19 protein-coding genes are annotated in these 24,599 nt (G+C 72.9%); 9 read left to right on the forward strand and 10 right to left on the reverse strand.

Annotated features, from left to right (window positions below; genetic code table 11):
* Positions 1–116: 116 nt before the first annotated feature.
* Positions 117–1,148 (reverse strand): aldo/keto reductase, encoded by a 1,032-nt coding sequence (locus tag ACWEQL_RS11715; RefSeq protein ID WP_452150035.1) that lies wholly within the window; start codon positions 1,146–1,148, stop codon positions 117–119.
* Positions 1,149–1,298: 150 nt separating this feature from the next.
* Between ACWEQL_RS11715 and ACWEQL_RS11720 the strand changes: the two genes are divergently transcribed.
* Positions 1,299–1,712, forward strand: coding sequence for a MarR family winged helix-turn-helix transcriptional regulator (locus ACWEQL_RS11720; RefSeq protein ID WP_452150036.1), 414 nt, complete (start codon positions 1,299–1,301; stop codon positions 1,710–1,712).
* Between the two features lie 37 nt (positions 1,713–1,749).
* Here ACWEQL_RS11720 and ACWEQL_RS11725 read toward each other — a convergent pair whose 3' ends face one another.
* Entirely contained in the window at positions 1,750–1,914 is a 165-nt protein-coding gene (locus tag ACWEQL_RS11725; protein WP_452150037.1) for a hypothetical protein, read from the reverse strand.
* A gap of 401 nt (positions 1,915–2,315) precedes the next feature.
* Positions 2,316–2,762 (reverse strand): hypothetical protein, encoded by a 447-nt coding sequence (locus ACWEQL_RS11730; protein WP_452150038.1) that lies wholly within the window; start codon positions 2,760–2,762, stop codon positions 2,316–2,318.
* A gap of 640 nt (positions 2,763–3,402) precedes the next feature.
* On the opposite strand from ACWEQL_RS11730, the gene ACWEQL_RS11735 reads away from it, so the two are divergent.
* Positions 3,403–6,180, forward strand: a complete 2,778-nt coding sequence (locus tag ACWEQL_RS11735; protein WP_452150039.1) for a helix-turn-helix transcriptional regulator — start codon at positions 3,403–3,405, stop codon at positions 6,178–6,180.
* 177 nt (positions 6,181–6,357) lie between these two features.
* Here ACWEQL_RS11735 and ACWEQL_RS11740 read toward each other — a convergent pair whose 3' ends face one another.
* Together ACWEQL_RS11740 and ACWEQL_RS11745 are read right to left on the reverse strand one after the other, a co-directional pair.
* Positions 6,358–7,716, reverse strand: a complete 1,359-nt coding sequence (locus tag ACWEQL_RS11740; protein WP_452150040.1) for a GH1 family beta-glucosidase — start codon at positions 7,714–7,716, stop codon at positions 6,358–6,360.
* Positions 7,717–7,863: 147 nt separating this feature from the next.
* Entirely contained in the window at positions 7,864–8,397 is a 534-nt protein-coding gene (locus tag ACWEQL_RS11745; RefSeq protein WP_452150041.1) for a hypothetical protein, read from the reverse strand.
* 272 nt (positions 8,398–8,669) lie between these two features.
* On the opposite strand from ACWEQL_RS11745, the gene ACWEQL_RS11750 reads away from it, so the two are divergent.
* Positions 8,670–12,662, forward strand: coding sequence for an AAA domain-containing protein (locus ACWEQL_RS11750; RefSeq protein WP_452150042.1), 3,993 nt, complete (start codon positions 8,670–8,672; stop codon positions 12,660–12,662).
* 144 nt (positions 12,663–12,806) lie between these two features.
* On the opposite strand, the gene ACWEQL_RS11755 is transcribed toward ACWEQL_RS11750, so the two are convergent.
* Together ACWEQL_RS11755 and ACWEQL_RS11760 are read right to left on the reverse strand one after the other, a co-directional pair.
* Entirely contained in the window at positions 12,807–14,801 is a 1,995-nt protein-coding gene (locus ACWEQL_RS11755; RefSeq protein ID WP_452150043.1) for a glycoside hydrolase family 5 protein, read from the reverse strand.
* A 128-nt stretch (positions 14,802–14,929) separates the two neighbouring features.
* The gene (locus tag ACWEQL_RS11760) at positions 14,930–15,496 is read right to left on the reverse strand and encodes a TetR/AcrR family transcriptional regulator (protein WP_452150044.1); all 567 of its coding nucleotides are present in this window, start codon (positions 15,494–15,496) and stop codon (positions 14,930–14,932) included.
* A gap of 88 nt (positions 15,497–15,584) precedes the next feature.
* Between ACWEQL_RS11760 and ACWEQL_RS11765 the strand changes: the two genes are divergently transcribed.
* The 4 genes from ACWEQL_RS11765 to ACWEQL_RS11780 all read left to right on the forward strand — a co-directional run bounded on the left by ACWEQL_RS11765 (position 15,585) and on the right by ACWEQL_RS11780 (position 18,029).
* Positions 15,585–16,046, forward strand: a complete 462-nt coding sequence (locus ACWEQL_RS11765; protein WP_452150045.1) for a nuclear transport factor 2 family protein — start codon at positions 15,585–15,587, stop codon at positions 16,044–16,046.
* Positions 16,047–16,134: 88 nt separating this feature from the next.
* Positions 16,135–16,842, forward strand: a complete 708-nt coding sequence (locus ACWEQL_RS11770) for a TetR family transcriptional regulator (RefSeq protein ID WP_452150046.1) — start codon at positions 16,135–16,137, stop codon at positions 16,840–16,842.
* A gap of 170 nt (positions 16,843–17,012) precedes the next feature.
* Positions 17,013–17,207, forward strand: coding sequence for a DUF1918 domain-containing protein (locus ACWEQL_RS11775; protein ID WP_452150047.1), 195 nt, complete (start codon positions 17,013–17,015; stop codon positions 17,205–17,207).
* A gap of 51 nt (positions 17,208–17,258) precedes the next feature.
* Positions 17,259–18,029, forward strand: coding sequence for a DedA family protein (locus tag ACWEQL_RS11780; protein WP_452150048.1), 771 nt, complete (start codon positions 17,259–17,261; stop codon positions 18,027–18,029).
* 71 nt (positions 18,030–18,100) lie between these two features.
* Here the strand turns inward: ACWEQL_RS11780 and ACWEQL_RS11785 are convergent, their stop codons facing one another.
* From ACWEQL_RS11785 to ACWEQL_RS11795, 3 genes are all read right to left on the reverse strand, one after another.
* Positions 18,101–18,841 carry a PIG-L deacetylase family protein gene (locus ACWEQL_RS11785; protein WP_452150049.1) on the reverse strand — a complete coding sequence of 247 codons (741 nt, stop codon included), beginning with the start codon at positions 18,839–18,841 and terminating at the stop codon, positions 18,101–18,103.
* 131 nt (positions 18,842–18,972) lie between these two features.
* Positions 18,973–20,799 (reverse strand): glutamine--fructose-6-phosphate transaminase (isomerizing), encoded by a 1,827-nt coding sequence (gene glmS / locus ACWEQL_RS11790; protein ID WP_452150050.1) that lies wholly within the window; start codon positions 20,797–20,799, stop codon positions 18,973–18,975.
* A gap of 101 nt (positions 20,800–20,900) precedes the next feature.
* Positions 20,901–21,176 (reverse strand): hypothetical protein, encoded by a 276-nt coding sequence (locus ACWEQL_RS11795; protein ID WP_452150051.1) that lies wholly within the window; start codon positions 21,174–21,176, stop codon positions 20,901–20,903.
* Between the two features lie 230 nt (positions 21,177–21,406).
* On the opposite strand from ACWEQL_RS11795, the gene asnB reads away from it, so the two are divergent.
* Positions 21,407–23,257, forward strand: a complete 1,851-nt coding sequence (gene asnB, locus ACWEQL_RS11800; RefSeq protein ID WP_452150052.1) for an asparagine synthase (glutamine-hydrolyzing) — start codon at positions 21,407–21,409, stop codon at positions 23,255–23,257.
* Between the two features lie 196 nt (positions 23,258–23,453).
* Positions 23,454–24,584: a hypothetical protein gene (locus ACWEQL_RS11805; RefSeq protein ID WP_452150053.1), complete on the forward strand. Its 1,131-nt coding sequence runs from the start codon at positions 23,454–23,456 to the stop codon at positions 24,582–24,584.
* Positions 24,585–24,599 lie beyond the last annotated feature (15 nt).

The following is a 24,599-nucleotide window of genomic DNA, read 5'->3' on the forward strand; positions in this document are numbered from 1 at the left end:
GGGCGTGAAGGACACGGCGGTGTTGCAGGTGCCGCGGAACGTCCGGCCCGGTTTCACCGAGCATGCCGACGGAGACCGTGTCGCGGAAGCCGCGAAGTCCGGCCGGCCGTCGGCGGTCAGTTCCGTGCGCTTGCAGACGGATTCGGGCCGCGTTCGCTGTCCAGCAGAGCCATGAGGGGTGCGGCGTAGCGGGTTCCGGCCACCGCATCGGCCGGGATGGCCTCGTCGATCGTGCGGAGGTCTGCGTCGGTCAGGGCGACGTCGGTCGCGGCCAGGGCCTCCGCGACGCGGTGGGGTCGGCGGGTGCCCAGGATGGCCACGATGGTGCCGCGCTCACGGCTCTGGGCGACGACCCAGGCGGTGGCGAGTTGCGCGACGCTGATGCCGCGCGCGTCGGCAAGCGGCCGCAGCCGTTCGACGAGGGTGAGGTTCGCGGCAAGGTTGTCGGGGTGGAAGCGGGGCAGCCAGTGGGCACGTGGGTCACCTCCGGCGGGTTGCCGGTAGGTGCCGGTGAGCAGGCCGTGTGCGAGGACCCCGTAGGCGGTGACGCCGATCCCCAACTCGCGACAGGTGTCCAGGATGCCATCGGCCTCGGGATCACGGCTGAACAGGGAGTATTCGATCTGCACATCGCAGATCGGGTGCACGGCGTGGGCACGGCGGATGGTCTCGGGCCCCACCTCGGAGAGCCCGATGTGCCGCACGTACCCGGCCTGGACCAGCTCGGAGACGGCGCCGATCGTGTCCTCGATCGGGGTGTCGGGGGCGAGGCGGGCGGAGCGGTAGATGTCGACGTGGTCGGTGTCGAGGCGGCGCAGCGAGTAGGCGAGCGCGTTCTTCACGTGGGCGGGACGGCCCTCGATGCCGATGAAGGATCCGTCGGGGCCGCGCAGACCGCCGAACTTGACGCTCAGCAGCGCCCTTTCGCGATCGCCGGCGCGCAGGGCACGGCGGATGAGGTCCTCGTTGTGGCCCATGCCGTAGAAGTCGGCGGTATCGAGGAGGGTGACGCCGGCGTCGAGGGCCGTGCGGATCGTGGCGATGGCGTCGGCCTCGTCGGCGGGGGCGGTGTGGTCGGACATGCCGGCGCAACCCAGTGCGAGAGGGGGGACCTGCGGGCCGCCGGCTCCGAGGGGTCGGGTTTGCACGGTGCCTCCTGCGGGGCGAGAAGGGTGGACGCGGCCGACAAGGGGGCTGCTGAGGGCACAGCCACCTGTTAGCGTTGACATCTCAACACTAAGAAAAGGCACGTTGATATGTCAACACCCAGCGGAGAGGCCGCCGCGCCGGACGGGGCCATGACCGACGCCGCGTGCGAGCCCGTCGATTTCTGGAGCGCCTTCAAGCGCGCCCACGAGGTCGTCCGAGCCCGCGTGATCGCGGACACCGCCGAGGCGGCGGGCCTGTCCGAACCGGACCTGACGATCCTCGCCAACCTCGACAAGGCGGGAGGCAGCCTGCGCCAGAGCGAGCTCGCCGCGTCACTCGGTTGGGACCGCACACGCATCTCCCACCAGCTCACCCGCATGGGCAAGCGTGGACTCGTCACCCGCGAACGCGCCGGCGGTGTCACCGTCACCCTCACCGACTCCGGACGTACGGCCATCACCGCCGTACACCCCGGCCTGGACACCGCGGTACGCCGCCACCTCACCGACAAGCTCTCCGCGCAGGAGATCGAAACACTGATCTCCGTGTTCCGCCGGCTGTAGGCCCCGGAACAGGGCCGGTCCGGCCAAGGGCTCCGTCTCACATCCGCCGGTGACGGAGGGCGACGTCGGCCCGGCAGGTCAGGGCAACGGTCGCGGCGTCCCGGTCCAGCTCGAGGCCGCGTGTGAAGGCGTACGGGCGGGGCAGGTCGACTGCCTGGGCTTCGACGATCCAGGCGGTCAGGAGTTCGGCGTTCTCGTCCACCGGTGCCAGCAGGGCGGCGAAGGAGCGAACGAGGTTGGCGAGGACGTCTGCGCGGTCAGCGCCGCCGCCCCCGGTCCAACGCGGCGAGCAGCCGCACCCACCAGGCGGACGCCCGGCGGCGAGTACGCCAGGTCGGGACGGACGCCGTCCTCGACCGGATCCGCCCGGAGGTCGAGGGCTGGTACGCCGAGCTCGTCCAGACCAACCTCTCGGGCGGACGAGGAGGCCCGCCTGCGCGAGGCGTTCACCGAGGGCCGGTAGCCTCCGTCGCAACCCCTCGCCCGTCACCCGCGCCGATCACATCCGTCCCCCGGATCATCCGGGTCCCCCGCGCGCGCGGGAGGCCGTCCGCTGCCACTTCCTCATCACGACCGTGCTCCGCTGCCGATTTCCGGTCGGTCTCAGGACGGCGCTTTCCTGTAGATGCGGTCGAGGCTGCTGCACATCCTGTCGGAGGAGCCGATCCACATGATCGTGAAGGTGTAGCCGTTGCTCTTCCGGGTCACGGCGTCGGCGCAGTAGTCCGGCCTGATCCCGTCGGGTGCGGCGCCGAAGGCTCTCGGCAGAGAGAACGGCAGCCGCTTGGGCAGCCAGCAGGCCCCGATGTCGGCGATCCCCTTGAGGTCCTTGCGGATGACCGCCACCATGCCGATCGACCAGAGCGTTCCGTCGTGCTGGTACACCGCGACGGTCAGGCCGTCCGTCTCGTAGGCGCACTCCGCGAGGTCGTTGGCCGCGTTCAGCCTACCGACGAACTGGCCGAGCCCGTTGCGGAAGTTCGCGTACTCCGGGTTGCCGCTCCTCGGGACGAAGCCGAGGATCTGGTCGGCGAGCCCGACAAGGGGCACGCACGGGTTCTGATTGATCCTTCTGACCTTGTCCGCCGGCGCGAAGGCAGGGAGCTGGGATCTGGTCAGGGGCTCGGGGGTGGGGCAGGCGATTTTCTTGCTACTGGTGGCGCCGGTGCTACTGCCGGTCCCGGCCGAGGGCTTCGGGTCGGGAGACGCCGCGCTGGGCTGATGGTTCCCGCCGACATGGTCCGACCCGGGGTTCGACTGCGTGCACGACACGCCTGTCAGTGCAAGGACGACCGCCACCGCCACGGCCGCCCACGCCCGCCGCCTCCCCGGGGTTGCCCCCAGCGATCCACGTGTCCCGCGTGCGGGGAACGACTGCGGGGCGGGGGGCCTCGGGCTTCCGGAACGCGATGGGGGAGGATCCGGCTCGTTCATGGCAGGACCGTTCTCGAACATGTCGCCGTGGCCGGCGTCGGCCGTGTCGACGGCGGCCCTGTGTGCTCGCATCGTGTTGTCTCCTTGGGTGCCGAGGGGGGGTGTCCGGTCAAGGTGGGTGCGATCCCGAGCCTCTCCGGGCGTGTGCCGACAACAGTGGCCTGCGCAGGACGCCCGGGACATCAGTGCTGCCACTGAACCGCGGTACGGAGCCGCCGCCGGTCCTTGCAGAGCGCGTCTGCGGGATACTGCCAGGATGCGAAGCGAATTCGTGGGTAGGGAAGCCGAGTTGGCGATACTTGCCCAGCGCGTCGAGGAGACTGCGCGGGGCTCCGGATCCATGGTGTTGCTCGCGGGCCCGGCGGGCGTCGGCAAGAGCACGCTCGCGGTCGAGGCGTTGCGCCGCCACGCCGACCCCGAGCGTGTCGCCGTCGTACGGGGCCACTGCCCCAAGGACGCGGTGGCACCGCCGCTGTGGCCCTGGCAGCGCGCGTTGTTCCTTGCCGGAGTCGTCCCCGGAGTCTCGGGACACCGGACGGCCGAGCCGGCGGGGGCGTTGACCGCGGTGGGGCGGCATACGTGGAGTGCGGCCAAGCCGGCCGACGCAGCGGCGGCGCGATTCCTGGAGCTGGCCCGGATGAGTGAGGCGTTGGTCGCGGCAGCCGCCGAACGCACACTCGTCGTTCTGCTGGAGGATCTGCACTGGGCCGACACCGCCAGCCTCGACCTGCTGCGGCACCTGGCCGGCGAGGTCGCCGACTGCGGGCTGTTCGTCCTCGGCACGTTCCGGGAACCGGCGCCCGAGGAAGCCGCCGGCGCGCTCGCGGACCTGGGCCGCTACGGTGCCGCCACACTGCGCCTGGCGCCCTTCACTCGGGAGGAGGTCGCCCGGTGCGTCGGTGAGGCAGACGCGGCGGAGTCGTACCGGCGCACGGGTGGGCTGCCCCTGCTGGTCACCGCACTGCGCTCGCACGGAGGCAGCCTCGGCACCGTCGTCAGCGGTCTGCTGACCGGGCTCGGCACCGAGCAGCGCGACGTCGTACGGGCCGCGGCAGTGCTCGGCGAGCACCTGGACACCGATCAGCTCGCCGCGGTTCTGCCGGAGTTGGGCGAATCCACCGTCGCCCGGGCGCTGGAAGCCGCCTGGCATGCCGGGCTCCTCACCGCGGCGGAGCACTCCGGGGCTGGACGCACGTATCGCTTCACCCACGATCTCGTACGGGACGAGGTGCTCGGCAGGATCGACCCGGTCACCTGCCGTGCGCTGCACCGGGCCGCCGCACAGGCGCTGGAGCAGGCCGGCGACCCCGCCGACGCAACTCGTACTGCGGCCCACTGGCGGTGCTCCGGCCCGGATCCCGCCCACCGTGCCGCCGCCGCTCGGTGGTACCGAACGGCTGCGGACCTGGCTCGTGAGCGGCACGCCTATGCGGACGCCGCCCGGCACCTGGCGGACGCCGCCGCCGTCCTCGACGAGGCAGACCCGGAGCGTGTGCCGGCACTCGTCGACCTGGCCCGCGCCGAGTACCTCGCCGGGCGCTACGACGCCAGTCTGCGCCACTGCGACGAGGCCTCGGACGCAGCGAGGGCGAGCGGCCGGCCGACCCTGCTCGCCGAGGCCGCCCTGGTGTTGCAGGGAGTCACGTTCCCCCGCGCCTCACAGGTCATCGCCCGGCTGTGCAGGGCGGCACTGGCCGTCGAGGACCTGCCGGACGCGATGCGCGCGCGGCTACTCGCGCAGCTCGCCACCGTCTCGGCCGATCTCGGCTCGCCCGAGGAGGCGACCGGACTTGCCCGCACCGCACTCGATCTGGCCGGGCGCATCGGCGACCTCCGGGCCGAACTGGACGCCGTCCGGGCGGTGGAGATGACCTTGACCCTTCCCGTCGACACCGCTGAACGTCTGCGCCTGGGAGAGTTGGCCGTCACCCGCGCGGAGCGACTCGGCGACCCGCTCACCGCCGTTCTCGGCCACCAGTGGCGGGTCCAGTCCGGCTACCTGCTCGGACGGCTGGACGTGGTGGACGATGCGATCCGCGGCATCGAAGCACTCGCGGCCCGCTCCCCGAGACCACTGCTCCGCTGGCACCTGCTGCGCGTCGCTGCGGCCCGGGCGGCGCAGGAAGGACGGTTCGCCGACGCCCGCCGCCACGACGAGGACGCCACCGAACTCGCCCTGGCCGGCGGGGACCAGTACGCAATCGCGCTGAGCCACGTACTGCGCCAGCAACTGGCCCTGGTGCGCGGCGACGCCGCGGAACTGGGCGAGGAGATGTGGCGCGACCTCGACCGTGCGCCGAAGAACCCGCTGCTCCTGTCCCTGCGGGCACGAGCGCTGTTCCTCACCGGGCAGATGGACGAGGCGCAGGACGCCTACCATCGGCTGCGCCCGCTGCTCCCGATCTCGATGACGAACACGCCGTGGCCCGCACTGCTGCTGAACCTGGTCGACCTGATCGAGCTGGCGGGCGACGCCGGGGCCGCACAACTGGTGTACGACCAGCTCACGTTGTTCCGGCCGTACCCGGGAGCCCTCGGCACTTCCACGGCGTACTTCGCCGGCACGGTCAGCCGCGACCTCGGCCGTCTCGCCCTGGCCGCGGGCCAGCCGGAACAGGCCGAGGAACTGTTCCGCGAGGCGCTGATCCGCAACCGGGCCCTCGGTGCGCGGCCCTATGCGGCGCTGACCTGCCTGGACCTCGCAGCCGTCGAACGCAACAAGGGCGACCTCTCGGCTGCGGCGGCCCTCGCCCGGGAGGCGCTGGCTACGGCGGACCGGCTCGGCATGCCCGGCCCGTCCGCCGCCGCGGTACGCCTCATCGGCGAAGTCACCACCCGGCGGGACGACTCCGACCCGCTCACCCCGCGCGAACGCCAGATCGCCCGGCTCGTGGCCGAGGCCTGCACCAACCGGCAGATCGCTGACGTCCTGTTCATCTCCGAACGCACAGTAGAGAGCCACGTCCGCAACATCCTCGCCAAGCTCGGCTTCGCCAGCCGGACCGAAGTGGCCGTGCGCTGGGCCGACCGCTGATTCCCGACCGGGTACGCCCCGAACCGTTCGATCGGGACGCGTGAGCGTCCCGGCGGGCACCGGCACACGCGGCGCAGTGCGCCCTGTGCTGGGCGCGGGACGCGGAGGTGCTGCCATCGCCTGTGCTGTCTACATGCGGCCATAGCGGCGAAGAACGTTGGCAGGCCCACGCTCCGCCTACTCGGCGGACCGCTTTCGATGGATGGCGATCAGGTCCCGATACCAGGCGTACGAAGCCTTCGGGGTCCGGCGCTGTGTCTCGAAGTCGACGTGGACTAGACCAAAGCGCTGACCAAACCCCTCCGCCCACTCATAATTATCGATCAGTGACCACGTGTAGTAGCCGCGGATGTCGACGCCCTCGGCAACGGCTGCGGCGAGGGCGTCGAGGTGGCCGGCCAGGTAGTCGATGCGGGGCTGGTCGGGGACATCGCCTTCGGGTGTCACCTCGTCGGCCACCGAGCAGCCGTTCTCGGTGATGGTGATGGGCGGGAGGGCGGCGCCGTAGCGGTCCCGGAGGCCGGTGAGGAGCTCGCGCAGGCCGTCGGGGACGACGGGCCAGCCGAAGGCGGTGTGGGGGACCTCGGGGATGTCGACGAAAGTGAAGGGGAGCGGGCCGGGGCCGGCGGGGGCGGCGACGCGGGTGGGGTTGTAGTAGTTGACGCCGAGGCCGTCGAGGCGGGGGCCGGCGATCAGGTCGAGGTCGCCGTCCTGGACGCTGCCGCCGAGGTCGGGGCCGACGCCGAAGGCGGTGAGGTCGGGGTAGCGGCCGAGCAGCACGGGGTCGGTGAAGAGGCGGTTGTGGAGGGCGTCGTAGGCCTCGGCGGCGGCCACGTCCCCGGGGTCGGAGGAGGCCGGCTGCACGGGGGTGAGGTTGTTGGTGAGCAGCACCTCCAGGCCGCGCTCACGCAGCAGGGACGCGGCGAGGCCGTGGCCGAGGAGCTGGTGGTGGGCGGCGGGCAGGGCGTCGAGCATGAGGGTGCGGCCGGGGGCGTGGATGCCGAGGGCGTAGCCGTACACCATGTGGACGAAGGGCTCGTTGAGGGTGATCCAGGCGGGCACGCGGTCGCCGAGGCGGTCGGCGACGAGGGCGGTGTACTCGGCGAAGCGGTACGCGGTGTCGCGGTTCAGCCAGCCGCCCTCGTCCTCCAGGGCCTGCGGGAGGTCCCAGTGGTACAGGGTGGGCAGCGGGGTGATGCCGGCGCCGAGCAGGGCGTCCACGAGGCGGTCGTAGAAGGCGAGGCCGGCGGGGTTGACCTTTCCGGCGCCGGTGGGCTGGAGCCGAGGCCAGGCGACGGAGAAGCGGTAGCCGTCCAACCCGAGGTCCTTCATCAGGGTGATGTCCTCGGCGAACCGGTGGTAGTGGTCGCAGGCCACCGCTCCGGTGTGGCCGTCCCGTACGGCCCCGGGGCGGGCGGCGAACACGTCCCAGATGGACGGGCCGCGGCCGTCCTCGTCCACCGCGCCCTCGATCTGGTAGGCGGCGGTGGCCGCGCCCCAGCGGAAGCCCGGGGGCAGGTCGAGTCGGTCCGGCATGATGACCTCCCAAGAAAACATGAGGAGAGCTCATGTTATCGACTGGGCGCCGAAGCACCAGAGGCCTGTCCGTGGGCTGCCCCACCGGTCCTTGGGCCGGCGCCGTTCGGACCGGTCGCCCGGGCTGCGCACCGCCAGATGATCAGCTCACACACCGCCAGGTTCGAGATCTCCGGTTCCCAGCCCTTCGCGGGCGATGTCGGCGAGTCGCCTCGTGGCCTGGGCCAGCCGGGTCGCCTCCCGCTCCATGTCGAGCAGCGCCCGGAACGTGGTGCCGTAACGGCGTTGGACGGCGAGTTCACGCCGGGGAATGCGGGCGCCCCTGACGTCGAGGCGGTACGACCCGTTCTGGGAAGTGGACCGGCGGACGTTGGGACCGGCGCGGAGAAATCCTTCGAGGTACTCGGGGTCGACCTGACCACCGACCACCTGCGGTTCACCGTCGCGCAGTTCGACCAGCCCGGCACGGACCAGGTCGGTGACGGTGACGGTGGCGCCGTCCCGCAGCTCCGCGCCGTCGCCACGGCGCAGCTCGGGCAGGCGGCCCTGCAACCCGCCGAGGGCATCGACGAGTTCGGAGCACGCCTGGTCGCACTCGTGGGCGAGGTCGTGCTGGACGGTGGGCAGGTGGACGGCAGGGGTGAGGTCGACGACGTCGTCGAGGAGGTCGACCAGCGACACGTCGACGGTCTGACACGTCGACGGGCTGCGCCCCCGCGCCCGGGAGGCGCTGCGAGTGACCTGGAGCGGAGAGCCGAGCAGCTTCCTCGCCCCCGTACGGGGCACCTGACCCGCCCGGGCAACGGCCACATGCAGCCGCACGGCATCAGGGGCGGAACGGCCGGTCGGGTGCGGCCCGATCACTCGGCCGGGGCGGCCCGGGTCCGGTAGATTCTGCACAGCTGATCAGCACACGAAGCGGCTCTGCGCCGCTGGTTGACACGGGGGCATGGGTGCGGAGCGGACAGGCGCGGGACCGTCGCCGGGAGGACCTGCTGGAGTGCTGGCGGGCGATCGAGCTGTTCAGCCCGCCGGGCATCCCTTCCCTGCCGGCCCGGCGCGGCGCCGGGCACTCCGGCCCGGCCGGCGACCACGTCCTGGACGTCACCCCCCTCCCGGGCCGGGTGTTTCCGGTGCTGCCCTGGGATCCGGACCACCCGACCACGGCGAAGCGTCGTGCCCCGCGCGGGAAGATGTGGCGTCACGAGGTCTACGGCGGGATCTTCGAGCTGGAGTCACTGCGCCAGGCGATGATCGCGGTGCTGCCCACGGGGACCGAACCCGATCCCGGGGTGCCGCAGTCGGAGCTGGTGCTGTCGGGGCAGAGCGCGATGTTCGCACTGGTCCTGGACGACGAGGGCCGGCCGATCGAGGACACCTCGGTGATCTCCGCATGTGCCTGGGCCACCGGCCGGCTGTTCGACCCCGGGCCCACCGCACCAGGGTGGCTGGACGGCTTCGAGGAGCTCGACAAGGCGTTCGGCGTCGCGATCGACCAACTGGCCGCCACCGCCATCGCGTACCACCCCGGACCGGTGCCCGAGCCGCCGCCGCACCGCCCATCGGTGTCGGTGGATCCCGCGGTACCGCCGAGGGCCTCAGGCTGGCAGCATCTGCTGGCCGAGATCCTGGGCGGTGCGGCCGTGGGCGCGGTCGGGGCGCTGTTCGGCGAGGTCGCCGGCGCGGCGCTGCAAGGTGCGGCCGAGCCGCTGGTGCGGCGCGCCGCCGACTGGGCGGCCGCCCGCCGTCCCGCCGCGGAGGACGGCGGCGGGACCGGCACGGGGCACTCCACCTCCGCGGACCCCGTAGCCCCGGCGGAGGAGACGGAGGCGGCGTCGCAGCCGACTGCGGGCGAAGCCGGCCCTCGGGCGGTGGGCCTGGCCGATCTGGTGGCACTCACCGCGCAGATCGCGGACCTGTGCGGGGTGGAGGCACACCTGCGACCGCGGGCGATCCGCGTGCGCAGCCGACTGGTCCACGTGCCGCGTGATCCCCGGACGAAGGTCGCCGCTGCGGCGCCGTTCCTGAACAGTCTCCTTCCCCCGGATCTCGCCCGAGTACGCGCGGCGGCCGACAAGGGGGTCGGACCGGCACTGGACGCCTACCTGACGGAGCGTGCGTCGGTGGACATCGACGCGCGCACCGATGTGCGGCAGGAGCGCGAAGTGGTCCTGTCCGGGGTGGCTCCGGCCCTGGTGCCGGCCGGACGGTGGCCGTCACCTTCGAGGTTCCCGCTCGCCCTGAGCCAGCAGTTCGCGGTCGACCGCGTGCTCGCCGACCGCAGCGGCAGCGAGGGCGGGATCTTCTCGGTGAACGGCCCGCCGGGCACCGGGAAGACCACGATGCTGCGCGACCTGGTGGCTGCCCTGGTGGTCGAACGCGCGGCGGTCATGGCGACGTTCGAGAAACCGTGGCAGGCGTTCACCGGCCGCGCGTGGCAGGGCCTGGACCGGCAGGGCAAACACCGGCGTTATGTCGCCCGACTCGACCCCCGGCTGTGCGGGTTCGAGATCCTGGTCACCTCCTCCAACAACGGCGCCGTGGAGAACATCACCACCGAACTGCCGGGCCTGGGAGCGCTCGACGAGCAGTGGCAGGGCGGCCCGGACCACTTCTCCGACCTCGCGTCCGCGCTCCTCAAGGGGGCCCCGGCGTGGGGCCTGGTGGCGGCCGTCCTCGGCAACAAGACCAACCGCAAGGACTTCGGCGAGCGGTTCTGGTGGGGCCGCCTCCCGAAGGACGAGGACGACGCACGCACCGCTTCCGGGCTGCCGCCGCTGCGCGGCATGAAGGCGATCCTCAGCGACTGGATCCCGCCGAACGCCCCGGCCCGCGGACGCCGCCCGGCCGCCGGGGCCGGCAGCGTCCCGCCGGCGGCCCCGGCCCGGCCCGTGCCGTCGTGGCGCCAGGCCGTCGCCGCGTTCCGCGCGGCCGAGGCCGAGGTCGAACGCCTGCGGGCGCACCGCGTCCGGCTGGCCGCCGCGTTGGAGGCCGTCGAGTCCCGGGCGGGGCGGCGGATCGCGGACCTGGGAGCCGCGGTCGAACGGGCCGACGAGCAGGTGGGGGCGTGCCTGGCCCGGCTGGAGGCGGCCAACGCCGTCGTCGCCGACGCCCACGGCGCGGCGGTGGCGGCCGAGGCCGGGCGCCGGACGGCCGGCGAGGGTGTGCCCAGGGCCCGGCAGGAGCTGTCGTCCGCCCGTTCGCGGCTGTCCGGAGCGCGGGAGCGTGCCGCACACCACCGTGAGTACGTGGACGCGCTGACCGCCCGCCACGACGCGCCGCCGGTACTGGAGCGCGGGGTGCGCGGCGGGCTGCGCCGACTGCTGCGGAGCACGGCCGACCGGCAGGCCGCCGAGCAGCAGTACGCACGCACCCAGGCCGAGATCGCGCACCTGCTCGTCCAGCAGCGCCGTGCCCTGGACGAGGCCGTCGAGCAGGTCGCCGACGCGGTCCGCGCCGAGGCCCTCGCCATCGACCTCCACAGCACCGCCGACGCCGCGGTCGACCGGGCGGACGACGCGCTCGCGATCGCCCGGGCCGGCGTACGGGCCGCTCTCTCGCGGGAGAACGCGGTGGCCGGCGAGCTCTCTGCCGCCCGGACCTCCGCCGCAGCGGCCCGGGACGACCTGGACGCCGCCATCGCCGACCTCGACGCCCGCCACCGTCTCCTGCGCGAGGCCGCGACGACACTGCCCTCGCTGCCGCTCGCCTGGCTCCACCTCGACGAGCACGATCAGGAACTCGGCTCGCCCTGGTCCGACGAGGCCTGGTCCACCGCCCGCAGCGACCTGTTCCTGCGCGCCCTCGACCTGCACCGGGCCCTGGTCGCCGGGGCCGCGAAGAAGATCCACGGGAACCTCCAGGTCCTCATGGAGCTGATGACGAACACCAACGGGCCGATTCCCGACGAGGAGGTCGAGCGCGCCTGGCAGACCCTCTTCCTCCTGGTCCCGGTCGTCTCCACCACCTTCTCCTCCATCGGCAGCATGTTCGCCCGACTCGGCCGGGGCAGCATCGGCTGGGTCCTGGTCGACGAGGCCGGCCAGGCCACTCCGCAGGCCGCGGTCGGAGCCCTGTGGCGGGCCCGCAACGCCGTCCTGGTCGGAGATCCCCTCCAGCTCGAACCCGTCGTCACCATGCCCACCGCCCTCCAGCGTCGGCTGCTGCTCGCCTACGACGTCGACGAGCAGTGGCTGCCCTCCACCACCTCGGCCCAAGCCGTCGCCGACCGGACCAACCGCTACGGCACCTACCTTCCCGACCCCAACGGCGACGGTGACGGCGACGGACACGTCTGGGTCGGCTCGCCCCTGCGCGTCCACCGGCGCTGCGAAGAACCGATGTTCACCATCAGCAACGAGGTCGCCTACGACGGCCTCATGGTCTACGGCACACCGGGCAAGCCCTTCCCGGACGAGGAACGCGACGGCCTGCTGCCCAGTCGCTGGCTCAACACCGACGACCCCACCCGCGCGCCCGACGCCCCTTGGGGCGAACGCGACCGCCGCGCCTTCACCTACGTCCTCGACCGCCTCGACCAGCACGGTGTCGACCTCACCCGGCTGCGCGTCATCGCCCCGTTCCGCGCCCTGGTGGCCGAATGCAAGAAGATCTGCGGCGACCGCCCCGGCTGGACGTTCGAACTACTCGACGAACGCTGCGCCACCGTCCACCGGGCCCAGGGCAAGGAAGCCGACGTCGTCATCCTCGTCCTCGGCGGCGGCCGACCCGGTGCCCGCGACTGGGCCGCCCGCACCCCGCACCTGCTCAACGTCGCCGCCAGCCGCGCCAAACGGCGCCTCTACGTCATCGGCGAACGGCGGCTCTGGGCCCCGCTCCCCCATTTCGACGTCCTCGCCACCGAGGTCGAGGAGTTCGACCACCTCCGCGACCGAGACTCATGGCGCCCGGGCGAGGACCCGCAGGCCACTCGGAGCGGCCCTTGATACACCGCCACATCGCCTCGGGCCTGAGGCTCGGGCGCGGAGCGTGAGTCGGCCGGGCCCGCCGCCCGGCCCGGCCGACTCACACTCCGACAAAAGCTCCTTGAGTGGCTGAACTCCTTTGGCGGTGAGCGAAGTCGGCGACCGTCAGCCGAGCGGGCGGCAGAGGAGGGCGTCCGGGGCGCCGTAGTGGAGCCAGCGCCAGGTCATCGCGACGCCGGCGACATACTCGCCGGAGGCGCACTGGCCCTTGTAGTGGCCGGGGGCCCAGTCGCTCGCCGCGGAGTCGGAGCCGGTGGAGGCGGGCGGGCGGTTGTCGCCGTGGTCGAACCAGACGTTGCGGCCGGTGACGGGCAGCGGGCGGGCGGCGGGCGCGCAGAGCAGTGCGGCCATCGCGTTGGAGCGCACGGCGTGGCCGACCGCGAAGTGGCCGTCCGGGCACTGCAGTTTGTCGTAGCCGGACGCCCAGTCCCCGTGGGTGACGTACCGCTCGTCGCTGACGGTCACCCAGTCGCCGGCGCCGACGGCCGGCTGGCCGGCGTCGGTGCACAGGCCCCGGCTGGAGCCGCGGCCGAGGCCGGCCAGGCGCTGGCCGTCGGGGCAGGTGCCCTTGCGGTTGCCGGGGCTCCAGTCGGGGCGCGCCGTCATCCGGATCGAGGCGTTGTGGTCGGCGTGGTCGAGGTCGAGCAGGTTCCAGTGCGCGGACCTCGGGACCTCGCCGGTGCGGGAGGGCGCGCCCACCAGCTTGTTCCAGTCGGCGGCCCGCCAGTCGCCCGGGTCCTGGACCGAGATCCGGCGCCCGGCCGGGTCGTACGAGAGCAGGGCCCAACTGTCCTGCGGGACACCGCCGTTCTGCCAGCCGACCAGCGGCCAGACGGCGAAGTCGGTGTCGTTGGCGACCAGGATGTCGGTGAAGTGGCGGAACCAGGCCTGCTCCTTGGCATCGCCGGTACCGCGGCCGCCCGCGCCGAACTCGCTCACCCACACCGGCGCCGTGAAGTGCTGGCCGGCCTGGGTGACGAACAGGGCCTCGCGGTTCACCACCGCGGCCAGCTGCTCCGGGGTGAAGTCCTGGTAGCGCGGGTCGTCGGTCCAGCCGAGGCCGCCGGAAGCGCCGGTGTGCGCCGGGCCGGTGTAGCCGTAGAAGTGGGCGGAGTAGACCAGCTTGCCGGAGTGGATCAGGGTGTTGGAGAGCGTGGCCACCGGGGTGAGCTGCGGGCGGCCGTGATCGAAGAGGGCGGCCGGTATCCCGTACCAGTTGATGCCCTCCATGACGATGAGCAGGTCGGGGACGGCCCGGAGGATCCGGTTGCCGGCCTCCTGGTAGGCGGCGTACGTGTCGTGGGCGTCGCCGAGGCCCCAGTTGGGGTCGTCCCAGGTGTCGCGGCGGATCTCGTTGCGCAGGTCGGCGCCGACCACCCGCTTGTCGGCCGCGTACCGCTTCACCATGAACACCCAGTCGTCGGCCCACTGCTGGGTGGACTGGCCGCTGTTCCAGCGTTCGTTGCCGTCCAGGGCGCAGCAGAACCGGTAGCTGGTGGTGTGGTTGTTGAGGATCACCGCGAAGCCGTCGGCGGTGAGGGCCGCCACCACGGCGTCGAAGACCTGCAGCGGGGTCCTGCCGCGCAGCTGCGGGTTGGCGGTGACGGCCGCGTCCGGCACCGGCACGGTGTCGTGGACCATCGCGTTGGCGAAGGGCAGCCGGATGCTGTTGAGCCCCAACTCGTGGAAGCCCCGCAGGATGTCGCCGATCGGGGCGCGGTCCAGGCCGAGCGGGATGTTGTACGAGACCTGGCCGGCCTGGTTGTTGGCCGGGTCGGTGGTCGGGCCGCTGCCCTGCCAGGTGCCCTGCGCGCCCGCCCAGTTGCCGGACTTCAGTTTGAACCGGTTACCGGAGGCGTCGACGACGTACCGGCCGCGGGTGCTGAGCGGTCCGGTCCAGGAGGCGGCGAGCCGTGGGCCGGTGAGCACCTCGGGTGCGGAGCCGGTGGCGGAGGGCGCCGCCGATCCGGTGCCGGCGCCCGTCGCGGCGAAGGCGGACAGGGCCGTCGCGACCACGAGGGCGCGGATCGCGAGTCTTCTCACGGCCGCCCCGAGCGCGGAGGCGGGGGTGCGTCGCGGGGGTGCGAGAGGGTCCGGCATCGTTGCCCCTTCGGAAACATGAGGATTACTCATGTTAATGACGCTCCCCCGAAACGCCAGAGGCCCGGCGGCGGGGACCCGGTCAGGCGCCGGGCCGCCAGGAGGCCGGGCGCCGGGCCGCCGGGACGTCAGGCGCCGACGAGCAGGGCCTCGGCAGCCGTACGGGCGTGGTGGGCCGGGGCGGGGTCGCCGGTGATGCCGGCGGTGACGATGGCGCCCTCGGCGAGGAGGAAGACCGGTTCGGCGACGGGTCGGCCGGTGGCGTGGACCCAGAGCGCGATCTGGTCGTGGAAGGCCTGCTTGTGGGACCGGACCTCGGCGAGGACCGGCTCGGACGAGGCGCCGAGCTCGCCGAAGGCGTTGATCCAGGCGCAGCCGCGGAAGCCCGGTTCGGCGAACCAGCCGGCGAGCCAGTCGAAGACCGCCAGCACCCGCTCGCGGGGGTCCTCGACCTGCTCCACGTGCTCGGCCAGCCGGCCCCGCCAGGACCGGTCGCGGCGCCGGAGGACCGCCACCACCAGGTCCTCCTTGGCGGCGTAGAAGCGGTAGATGCGCTTCAGCGGCAGGCCGGAGGCGGCCCGGACCTCGTCCATGCCGACCGCCTGGATGCCCCGGTCGTAGAAGAGGCGCTCCGCCGCGTCGAGCAGGGACTCGCGGTCGAGGCGGTTCTGCTCCTCGGTGATCGGGGCCGGCATGGGAACGCTCCTTGACGTAGAGAACGGGCGTTTCCTATCGTAGGCGTCATCACTGTAGAACGCACGTTCTCAACCTAGGAGGACCGTCGTGCCCGAGGACCGCCCGCCCTACCCCCCGTTCACCCTGGAGACCGCCCTGCGGAAGGTGCAGGCCGCCGAGGACGCCTGGAACAGCCGCGACCCGCACCGGGTGGCCCTGGCCTACACACCGGACTCGGTGTGGCGCAACCGGGACACCTTCGTCAACGGCCGCGAGGAGATCGTCGGGTTCCTGACCGCGAAGTGGGAGCGCGAACGGGACTACGCGCTGCGCAAGAGCCTGTGGAGCTTCCACGAGGACCGGATCGCCGTCCGCTTCCAGTACGAGTGGCGCGACGCGGACGACCGGTGGTGGCGCAGCTACGGCAACGAGCTGTGGGAGTTCGACGACCACGGACTGATGCGCCGGCGCGAGGCCAGCATCAACGACGTCGCCATCACCGAGGCCGAACGGCGCATCCTCGGGCCCCGGCCGGCGGAGGAGCACGGCGTCGATTTCCCGCTCGCCTAGGTAGGCCCCATGGACGGAGGCCCTCGGCGGGCCGGCCCCGCGGCGGGTGATTCGCCCGGCCGACGCCCGATGCGGCACAGTGGGCCCCATGAGGGCGGACACCAGGAGTGACGGAGCCGCCGGGCGGGCCACCGGGACCGGCCGACGGCGTCCGGTGCAGCAGCGCAGCCAGGAACGGTACGAACGGATGCTGGACGCCTGCGCCGGGCTCCTGGACGAGGTCACTCCGGCCGCCCTCACCACCAAGGAGGTCGCCGCCCGGGCCGGGGTGCCGATCGGCACCCTGTACCAGTTCTTCGGCGGCAAGGAGGACCTGCTCGCCGCGCTGGCCGGCCGCAACCTGGAGCAGTACGTCCGGCGGCTGGACCACCGGCTCTCCACCGAACGGCCCACCCTGCTCGCCGGGTTCACCGATCTGGCGGTCGAGGAGTTCGTCGCCATGAAGCGGACCGTGCCCGGGTTCCGGCAGATGGACTTCGGCCTGGTCGGCGCCCCCGGCCCTGCCGACCCGCGGACCGGGGCCGGCGAGCCGCCGCTCGACGAGCGGCACCTGCTCGACGGCGAGCTGGACAACAACACCGCGGTCGCGCTGCGCCTGCGGTCCCTCGGCGGCGAACTGTTCGCCGCGCAGGACCCGGCCGCCCTCACCCTGGGCCTGCGGGTCGCCCTGGAGTCGGCGGACGCCGTGCTCAAGCTCGCCTTCCGCACCGACCCGGACGGCGACCCGGCGCTGATCGCCGAGTGCAAGCGCCTGGTCCGCTGCTACCTGGCCGACCGGCTGGGCGAGGCCCGGTAGGCCCCGCGCCGGTAGGCCCCGCCCCTCGCCCGCCCGCCGGCGCCCGCCCGCCGTCCCGCGTCCGTCTTCCGTTGCGGGTCGGCCCGGGTCGAAGCACAGTGGAAGCAGTACCGCTGGACCGCAGGGCAGCACGGCGGGCCAGTCGCCACGCACTACCCGAGGAGCAGATCGTGCACGCAGTGGTAGGTGACCAGCTCCACATCCACAGCAGGTCGGTGGGTATGGTCGACCAGAAGGGCGAGATCACCGAGGTGCGCGGGGCCAACGGCGAACCGCCCTACGTGGTCCGCTTCGAGGACGGCCACGAGGGCCTGATCTACCCGGGTCCGGACTGCAGCATCGAGCCGGCCGAGAAGCCGCGCTGACGCCCGCGCCGTCCGCCGCCCCGCGTCCGGCCCGCGCGGGGCGGCGCTGACGTGTCCGACCCCGCCACCGAGCTCCCCGGCCCGCTCGCCGCCCTGGCGCCGCTGCTGGAGGACCACGGCTACCTGGCGCTCGCCGGGCTGGTCCTGCTGGACAACTGCGGGATCCCGGCGCCCGGCCAGACCATCCTGGTGCTCGCCGCCGTCTACGCCGGCGCGGGGCACCTGAGCCTCGCGGCCGTGGTGACGATCGCCTTCGTCGCCGCGGTCGTCGGCGACTGCCTCGGCTACCTGATCGGCCGCACCGGCGGCCGCGCCTTCGTCCACCGCTGGGGCCGCTACGTCCTGCTCACGCCCGCCCGGATGGAGCGGGCGGACGGCTTCTTCGCCCGGCACGGCGGCAAGGTGGTCACCGTCGCCCGCTTCGTGGACGGCCTGCGCCAGACCAACGGGATCATCGCCGGGACGACCGGGATGGCCTGGCGCCGCTTCCTGCCCTTCAACGCCCTGGGCGCCGCGCTCTGGGTGGGCGTCTGGTCCGCCTTCGGCTACCTGGCCGGCGCCAACATCGGCGCGGTGTACCGGACGATCGTCCGCTACCAGCTCTGGCTGCTGATCGGGCTCGGCGTGGTGATCGCGCTGGTCGCCCTCCGCGCGCTGCTGCGCCGCCGCCGGCGCGCGGGCCGGCGACCGGACGGCGGCACGCCCACCACGGACGCACCCGAGGACACGGCCCCCACCGGCACCGCGCCGGGCGGCGCACCCGCGGGCAACGGCACGGCCGACGGCGGCGCCACGAACGGCCGCCGGCCGGACGGCGACTGAACGAACGGCGACTGAGCGGACACCACCCGCCCGGCCGCCGCCCGCACGGTCGAGGTCAAAGCCGTACGGGGTCAGCCGATCGGGAACACCTCGAACGGCACCGCGAAGCGCGTCCCCAGCCGGCTGCCGGCGCCCCGCCCGAAGCCCTCCAGGAACTCCCGGGCGTCCGCCATCGCCCCGCCGAGCCCGGCCAGGTAGGCCCGGTGCTCCTCCAGCGAGGCGACGCCCAGGTCGAAGTGCTCGGTGGTGTCCACCGCGTGCCGGGAGTCCGGGGAGGCCGCCGCCCAGACCTCGCGCACCCCGTTCCAGGGCTCGTGGCCCTCCTCCAGCAGCTCGCGGAAGACCCAGCGGTTGGCCGCGTCGCGCACCGCGTCCACGGTGGCCCGGCCGACGGCGATGTGGTCGGCCTGGTTGAGGAAGGTGCCGCCGTAGGTCTCGCGGAAGTTGCTGGTGATGACGATGTCCGGCCGGTGGCGGCGCACCGCCCGGGCGATGTCGCGGCGCAGCGGCAGTCCGTACTCCAGGGTGCCGTCGGGGTGGCCGAGGAACTCGACGGTGTCGACGCCGACCACGGCGGCGGAGGCGATCTGCTCGGCCTCGCGCAGCGGGCCGCACTCGTCGGGGTGCATCGAGTCGATGCCGGCCTCGCCGCTGGTGACCATCAGGTAGATCACCTTCTTGCCCTGGGAGGTCCAGCGGGCGACGGCGGCGGCACCGCCGTACTCCATGTCGTCGGGGTGGGCGACGACCGCCAGCGCGGTCCCCCAGTCCTCGCGGACGGGCTCGAAGGGCTCCGGTGCCTGCTCGTTCATCGCTGCTGCCTCTCGTTCGTGCGTGCCGCAGGCGACTCTAGAAGATCGCTGTACGGATCATCCGTCAGACACCGGAATCCCCCGGCCGGTTGGCCGGGGGATCCTGGGTCGGGGGGCTACTGGGCCGGTGACTACTCGACGGTGACGCTCTTCGCCAGGTTGCGCGGCTTGTCCACGTCCCGCTTGAGGGCCACCGCCGCGTGGTAGGCGAGCAGCTGGAGCGGGATGTTGAGGAGCAGCGGGTCGAGCTCGGGCTCGCTCTTGGGGACCAGGATGACGTGGTCGGCGAGCTTGGCCTCGGGGTGGCGGTGGGCGATCGCGATGACGCGGCCGGAGCGGGCCTTGATCTCGCCGAGGGTGGTGAGGTTCTTGTCGAGCAGCTCGTCGTCGGGCACCAGGGCCACCGTGGGCAGTTCGGGGCTGATCAGCGCGAGCGGGCCGTGCTTGAGCTCGCTGGCGGGGTAGGCCTCCGCGTGGACGTAGCTGATCTCCTTGAGCTTCTGCGCGCCCTCGCGGGCGACCGGGTAGCCGCGGACGCGCCCGATGAACATCATCCCGGCGCTCTCGGCGTACTCGGCGGCCAGGTCGGCGATGGCCTCGCTCTGCTCCAGGACCTCGCGGATCTGGCCGGGCAGGGCGCGCAGCGCGTCGACGATCCGGCGGCCGTCGGCGGGCGAGAGGTCGTGGATGCGCCCGAAGTGCAGGGCGAGCAGGGAGAAGGCGATCACCGTGGAGGTGAAGGCCTTGGTGGAGGCGACCGAGATCTCGGGGCCGGCGTGCAGGTAGATGCCGCCGTCGCACTCGCGGGCGATGGCGCTGCCGACGGTGTTGACCACACCGAGGACGCGGCCGCCCTTGCGCTTGATCTCCTGGACGGCGGCGAGCGTGTCGTAGGTCTCGCCGGACTGGCTGACCGCGATGTAGAGGGTGTCGGCCTCGATGACCGGGTTGCGGTAGCGGAATTCGGAGGCGGGCTCGCTGTGCGCGGGGATCCGGGCGAGCTCCTCGATCAGCTGGGCGCCCATCTCGCCGGCGTAGTAGGCGGAGCCGCAGCCGAGGATCTTGACCCGGCGGATCTCGCGCAGCTCGCGGGCGTCCAGGTTGAGGCCGCCGAGGTGGGCGGTGGCGAAGCGCTCGTCGAGGCGGCCGCTGAGGGTGCGCTCGACCGAGCCGGGCTGCTCGTGGATCTCCTTGAGCAGGAAGTGCTCGTAGCCGCCGGTGTCGAAGGAGTCGATCTCCCAGTCCACGGTGGACGGCTGGCGGTGGGTGGTGCGGGCGTCCTCGGTGAAGGTGCGGAAGCCGTCGGCGCGGACGGTGGCCAGCTCGCCGTCCTCCAGGTGGACGACCTGGCGGGTGTAGCGGACCAGCGCGGAGACGTCGGAGGCGGCGAACATCTCCTTCTCGCCGATGCCCAGCACGATCGGGCTGCCGTTGCGGGCGACCACGATGCGGTCGGGCTGCTCGGCGTCCACGACGGCGATGCCGTAGGTGCCGACGACCTTGCCGAGGGCGGCCCGGACGGCGTCCTCCAGCTCGGTGCCCTCCACCGCGTGGGCGGCGATCAGGTGGGCGAGGACCTCGGTGTCGGTCTCGGAACGGAACACCGCGCCCTCGGCGGTGAGCCGCACGCGCAGCTCGTCGGCGTTCTCGATGATGCCGTTGTGGACGACGGCGATGCGCTCGGCGTTGTCCAGGTGCGGGTGGGCGTTGGCGTCGCTGGGGACGCCGTGGGTGGCCCAGCGGGTGTGGCCGATGCCGGTGGTGCCCTTGAAGCGGGCGGGGACCTCGGCGGCGAGGTCGGCGACCCGGCCCTTGACCTTGCGGACCTTCAGGCCGCCGGTGCGCCCGGTCACGGCGACGCCGGCCGAGTCGTAGCCGCGGTACTCCAGCCGCGCCAGGCCCTCCAGCAGGAAGGGGGTCGCGTCCTTGGGGCCGATGTAGGCCACGATTCCGCACATGTGGGTCTCCTTGGTGAGGGTGGACGGTGGGTGAGGGTGGTCCGCCGGGTGGGCGCGGGTCGCCGGGCGACTGCGCGCCGCCCGGTGAGGGTGACCGGCGCTCAGCCGTAGACGATCCGGCGCAGTTGGCGGGCCGAGAGCTCGGGCGCCGCGACCCGGCGGCCGGGCAGTTCCTCGGCGAGCCGGGCGAAGATCTTCTCGTTGGTCAGTCCGCGTGCCTGGAGCTCACCGTGGCGGCGGCGTACGAACTCCTCGGTGCTCTCGGAGAAGTACGCGAGGACCTCCGCCACGACCCGCGCGGCCTCCCGGGGCCCGAGCGGGCTGGTCCGGGTGAGGTGGGCGAGCAGGTCCTCGTGAGGGTGCGGTGAGCTGGACACGAGTGGGGAGCCTAGGCGGGCGGACGGCGCCCGGCCAAAGATCCTGCCCGAATTCGGGCAGATCTTAAGACTTTCAGCTCAATCCACGATCCAATCCTCGATGTCTTCTTGTCGACACTCCCCTTGAACCCGCCCCGAATGATCACGTAGCGTGATTCTCCGCGTACGCATCGGGGACACCCGCGGGGAGGGACCGCCGGGGCGCCCGTCGGGAGACCGGAGGCTTGCTGATGTGCGGGATCACCGGATGGGTCGCCTTCGACCGCGACCTGACCGCCGAACGTGCCGTGCTCGACGCGATGACCGCCACCCAGCTCTGCCGCGGCCCGGACGCCGGCGGCACTCACGTGGAACGGCACGCGGCACTCGGCCACCGCCGGCTCGCCGTGATCGACCTGCCGGGCGGCGTCCAGCCGATGAGCGTCGAGGAGGACGGCCGGCCGCTGGTCGCCCTCACCTACAGCGGCGAGGTCTACAACCACCGCGAGCTGCGCGCCGAGCTGGAGGCCGCCGGCCACCGCTTCCGCACCCGCAGCGACACCGAGGTGGTGCTGCGCGCCTACCTGCAGTGGGGCGCCGGCCTCGCCGAACGGCTGAACGGCATGTTCGCCTTCGCCGTCTGGGACGCCCGGACCGAGGAACTGCTGCTGGTCCGCGACCGGATGGGCGTCAAACCGCTGCACTACCACCCCACCCCGCACGGCGTGGTCTTCGGCTCCGAGCCCAAGGCCCTGCTCGCCCACCCCGCGGTCCGCCCCGCCGTCGACCCGGACGGGCTGCGCGAACTGCTCGCCGTCACCCGCACCCCGGGCCTGACCGCCTACCGGGGCATCGCCGAGGTGCGGCCCGGCCACCTCGTCCGGGTCCGCCGCGAGGGCCTCACGGTCCACCGCTACTGGGCGCTGGAGGCCCGCGAGCACACCGACGACCTGGAGCGGACCGTCGCCACCGTCCGCGCGCTGCTGGAGGACATCGTCCACCGCCAGCTCGACGCGGACGTGCCGCTCTGCTCGCTGCTCTCCGGCGGCCTGGACTCCAGCGCCATCACCGCGCTCGCCGCCCGCTCGCTGGCCGCGGCCGGCGCCGGCCCGGTCCGCTCCTTCGACGTGGACTTCACCGGCCAGGACCAGCACTTCAGGGCCGACCGGCTGCGGCAGACCCCGGACGGCCCGTACGCCCGGATGGCCGCCGCGCACGTCGGCGCCGACCACCGCACCATCCTGCTGGACAGCGCCGACCTCTCCGACCCGGCGCGGCGCGCCGAGGTGCTCCACGCCCGGGACGTGGCGACCGGCTTCGGCGACATGGACACCTCCCTGCTGATGCTCTTCCGCGAGGTGCGCCGCCACTCCACGGTCGCGCTCTCCGGCGAGTCGGCGGACGAGCTCTTCGGCGGCTACACCTGGTTCCACGACCCCGCGCTGATCGCCGCCGACGACTTCCCCTGGGCCCGCGCCTTCACCCAGCTCGCGGGCCCGGGCGCCGGCCCGCGCGAACAGCTCCTGGACACCGGGCTGCTCGCCAAGCTCGACCTGGACGGCTACCGGCGGGCCCGCTACCGGGAGGCGCTGGCCGAGGTGCCGCACCTGCCCGGCGCCGACGCGGTCGAGGGCCGGATGCGGGAGATCTCGTACCTCAACCTGACCCGCTTCGTCTGCGTGCTCCTCGACCGCAAGGACCGGATGAGCATGGCGAACGGCCTGGAGGTGCGGGTGCCGTTCTGCGACCACCGGCTGGTGCAGTACGTGTTCAACGCGCCGTGGGCGATGAAGAGCTTCGACGGCCGGGAGAAGAGCCTGCTGCGCGCCGCCGTCCGGGACCTGCTGCCGGCCGGGGTCGCGGAGCGGGCGAAGAGCCCGTACCCGGTCGTCCAGGACCCGCACTACCCGGCGCTGCTGCGGGCCGGGCTCGCCGAGCTGGCCGCCGATCGCTCCGCCCCGGTGCACGCGCTGCTCGACCGGCGGGCGCTCGGCGACGCGCTGGCCCCCGGCACCGACCCGCAGGCGGTGCGGCTCGCCGCCGAACTGGCCCTGGACCTGAACGCCTGGCTGACGGACTACCAGGTGGCCCTGGACCTCTGACCTACTTCCACTGTGTGCGGGCCGTCCGGGTGTCTCACCCTCGGTGACGAGCGGACGGCCCGCTTCGTTGAGCGGATGCGCCGTGCGGTAGCGTCGCCGACACCTCCCGAATGGCGGTCGAAAGCAACCGAATCGCACACCGGTGCCGTCAGGATGGGAACGACCGTCCGTCTCGATCCGCCGGGGGATCTCCGTCATGCAACCGCGAGCGTTCGCGATTCTCACCGCCCTGCTGCTCGGGGTCCTGGGCCTCGGCTCGGTGGCCGTCACCGACTGGACGCCCGCGACCGCGACCTCCGCCACCTCCTCGGCGGCGCCCGGTGCGGCGGGCGGCGGCGCGCAGGCCGTCGGGGCCGGGAGCACGGCCGGGGCGGCGAGTGCCACGCCGACCGGCGACCCCGCGGTGTGGACCCGCTCGACGCTGCGCAACAAGCTGATGACCGAGATGGAGCAGACCGACCCCGGGGTCGCGCTGGCCTCGCTCGACCGGATCAGCAAGCAGCTGCCGTACACCGTCCGGTTCTGCCACCCGATCGCGCACGAGCTGGGCCACCAGGCGGTCAAGCGCTTCAACGCCGACTTCCAGAAGGTCATCTCCTTCCCGCACGAGACCTGCGCCGCCGGCTACCTGCACGGCGCGGTCGAGGAGATGCTGAACGCCTCCGCCCAGCCCGAGGTCGACCTGCTGAAGCTGTGCGCGCCCAAGAACAGCGGCCCGTGCATCCACGGCGTGGGCCACGGCACCATGTTCGTCGCCAAGCAGGACGTGGCCAAGGCCCGCGAACTGTGCAACAAGTTCACCACCGACCAGAACCGGATCCGCTGCTCGGAGGGCCTGTTCATGCAGCTCTTCGGCCCGGACGAGGAGGACGAGACCGCCAAGGCCAACCTCCCCGCCGACAAGCTGGCCCAGGACCCGCTCTACCCGTGCAAGGAGCAGCCGGCGCTGTTCCAGTCCGCCTGCTTCTTCTACGCGCCGACCTTCTACCTGTCCTCGCACGACTACGCCAACCACCCCGAGGTGTACGGCGACGCGCTCAAGTGGTGCCTCAACGGCAAGGCGAGCGGCGGGGCGGTGGACTGCAGCCGGGGCGTCGGCTCGCGCACCATGAAGTACAACCTGGACCGCGAGGACTGGGCCGCCCAGCAGTGCGCCACCGCCGCCGACGGCTGGCAGCGCAAGGCCTGCGCCGAGGGCCTGGTCAGCTACTACACGGTCAACTACACCGACGGCGGGGCCGCCGGCCGGCTCTGCGCCAAGATCACCAACAAGGAGATGCAGGGCTACTGCCGGACGGCCAGCGGGCTCTCCGGCTCCCTGGACTGAACCGGCCCGGACCCC

The organism is Kitasatospora sp. NPDC004240, assembly GCF_053603215.1.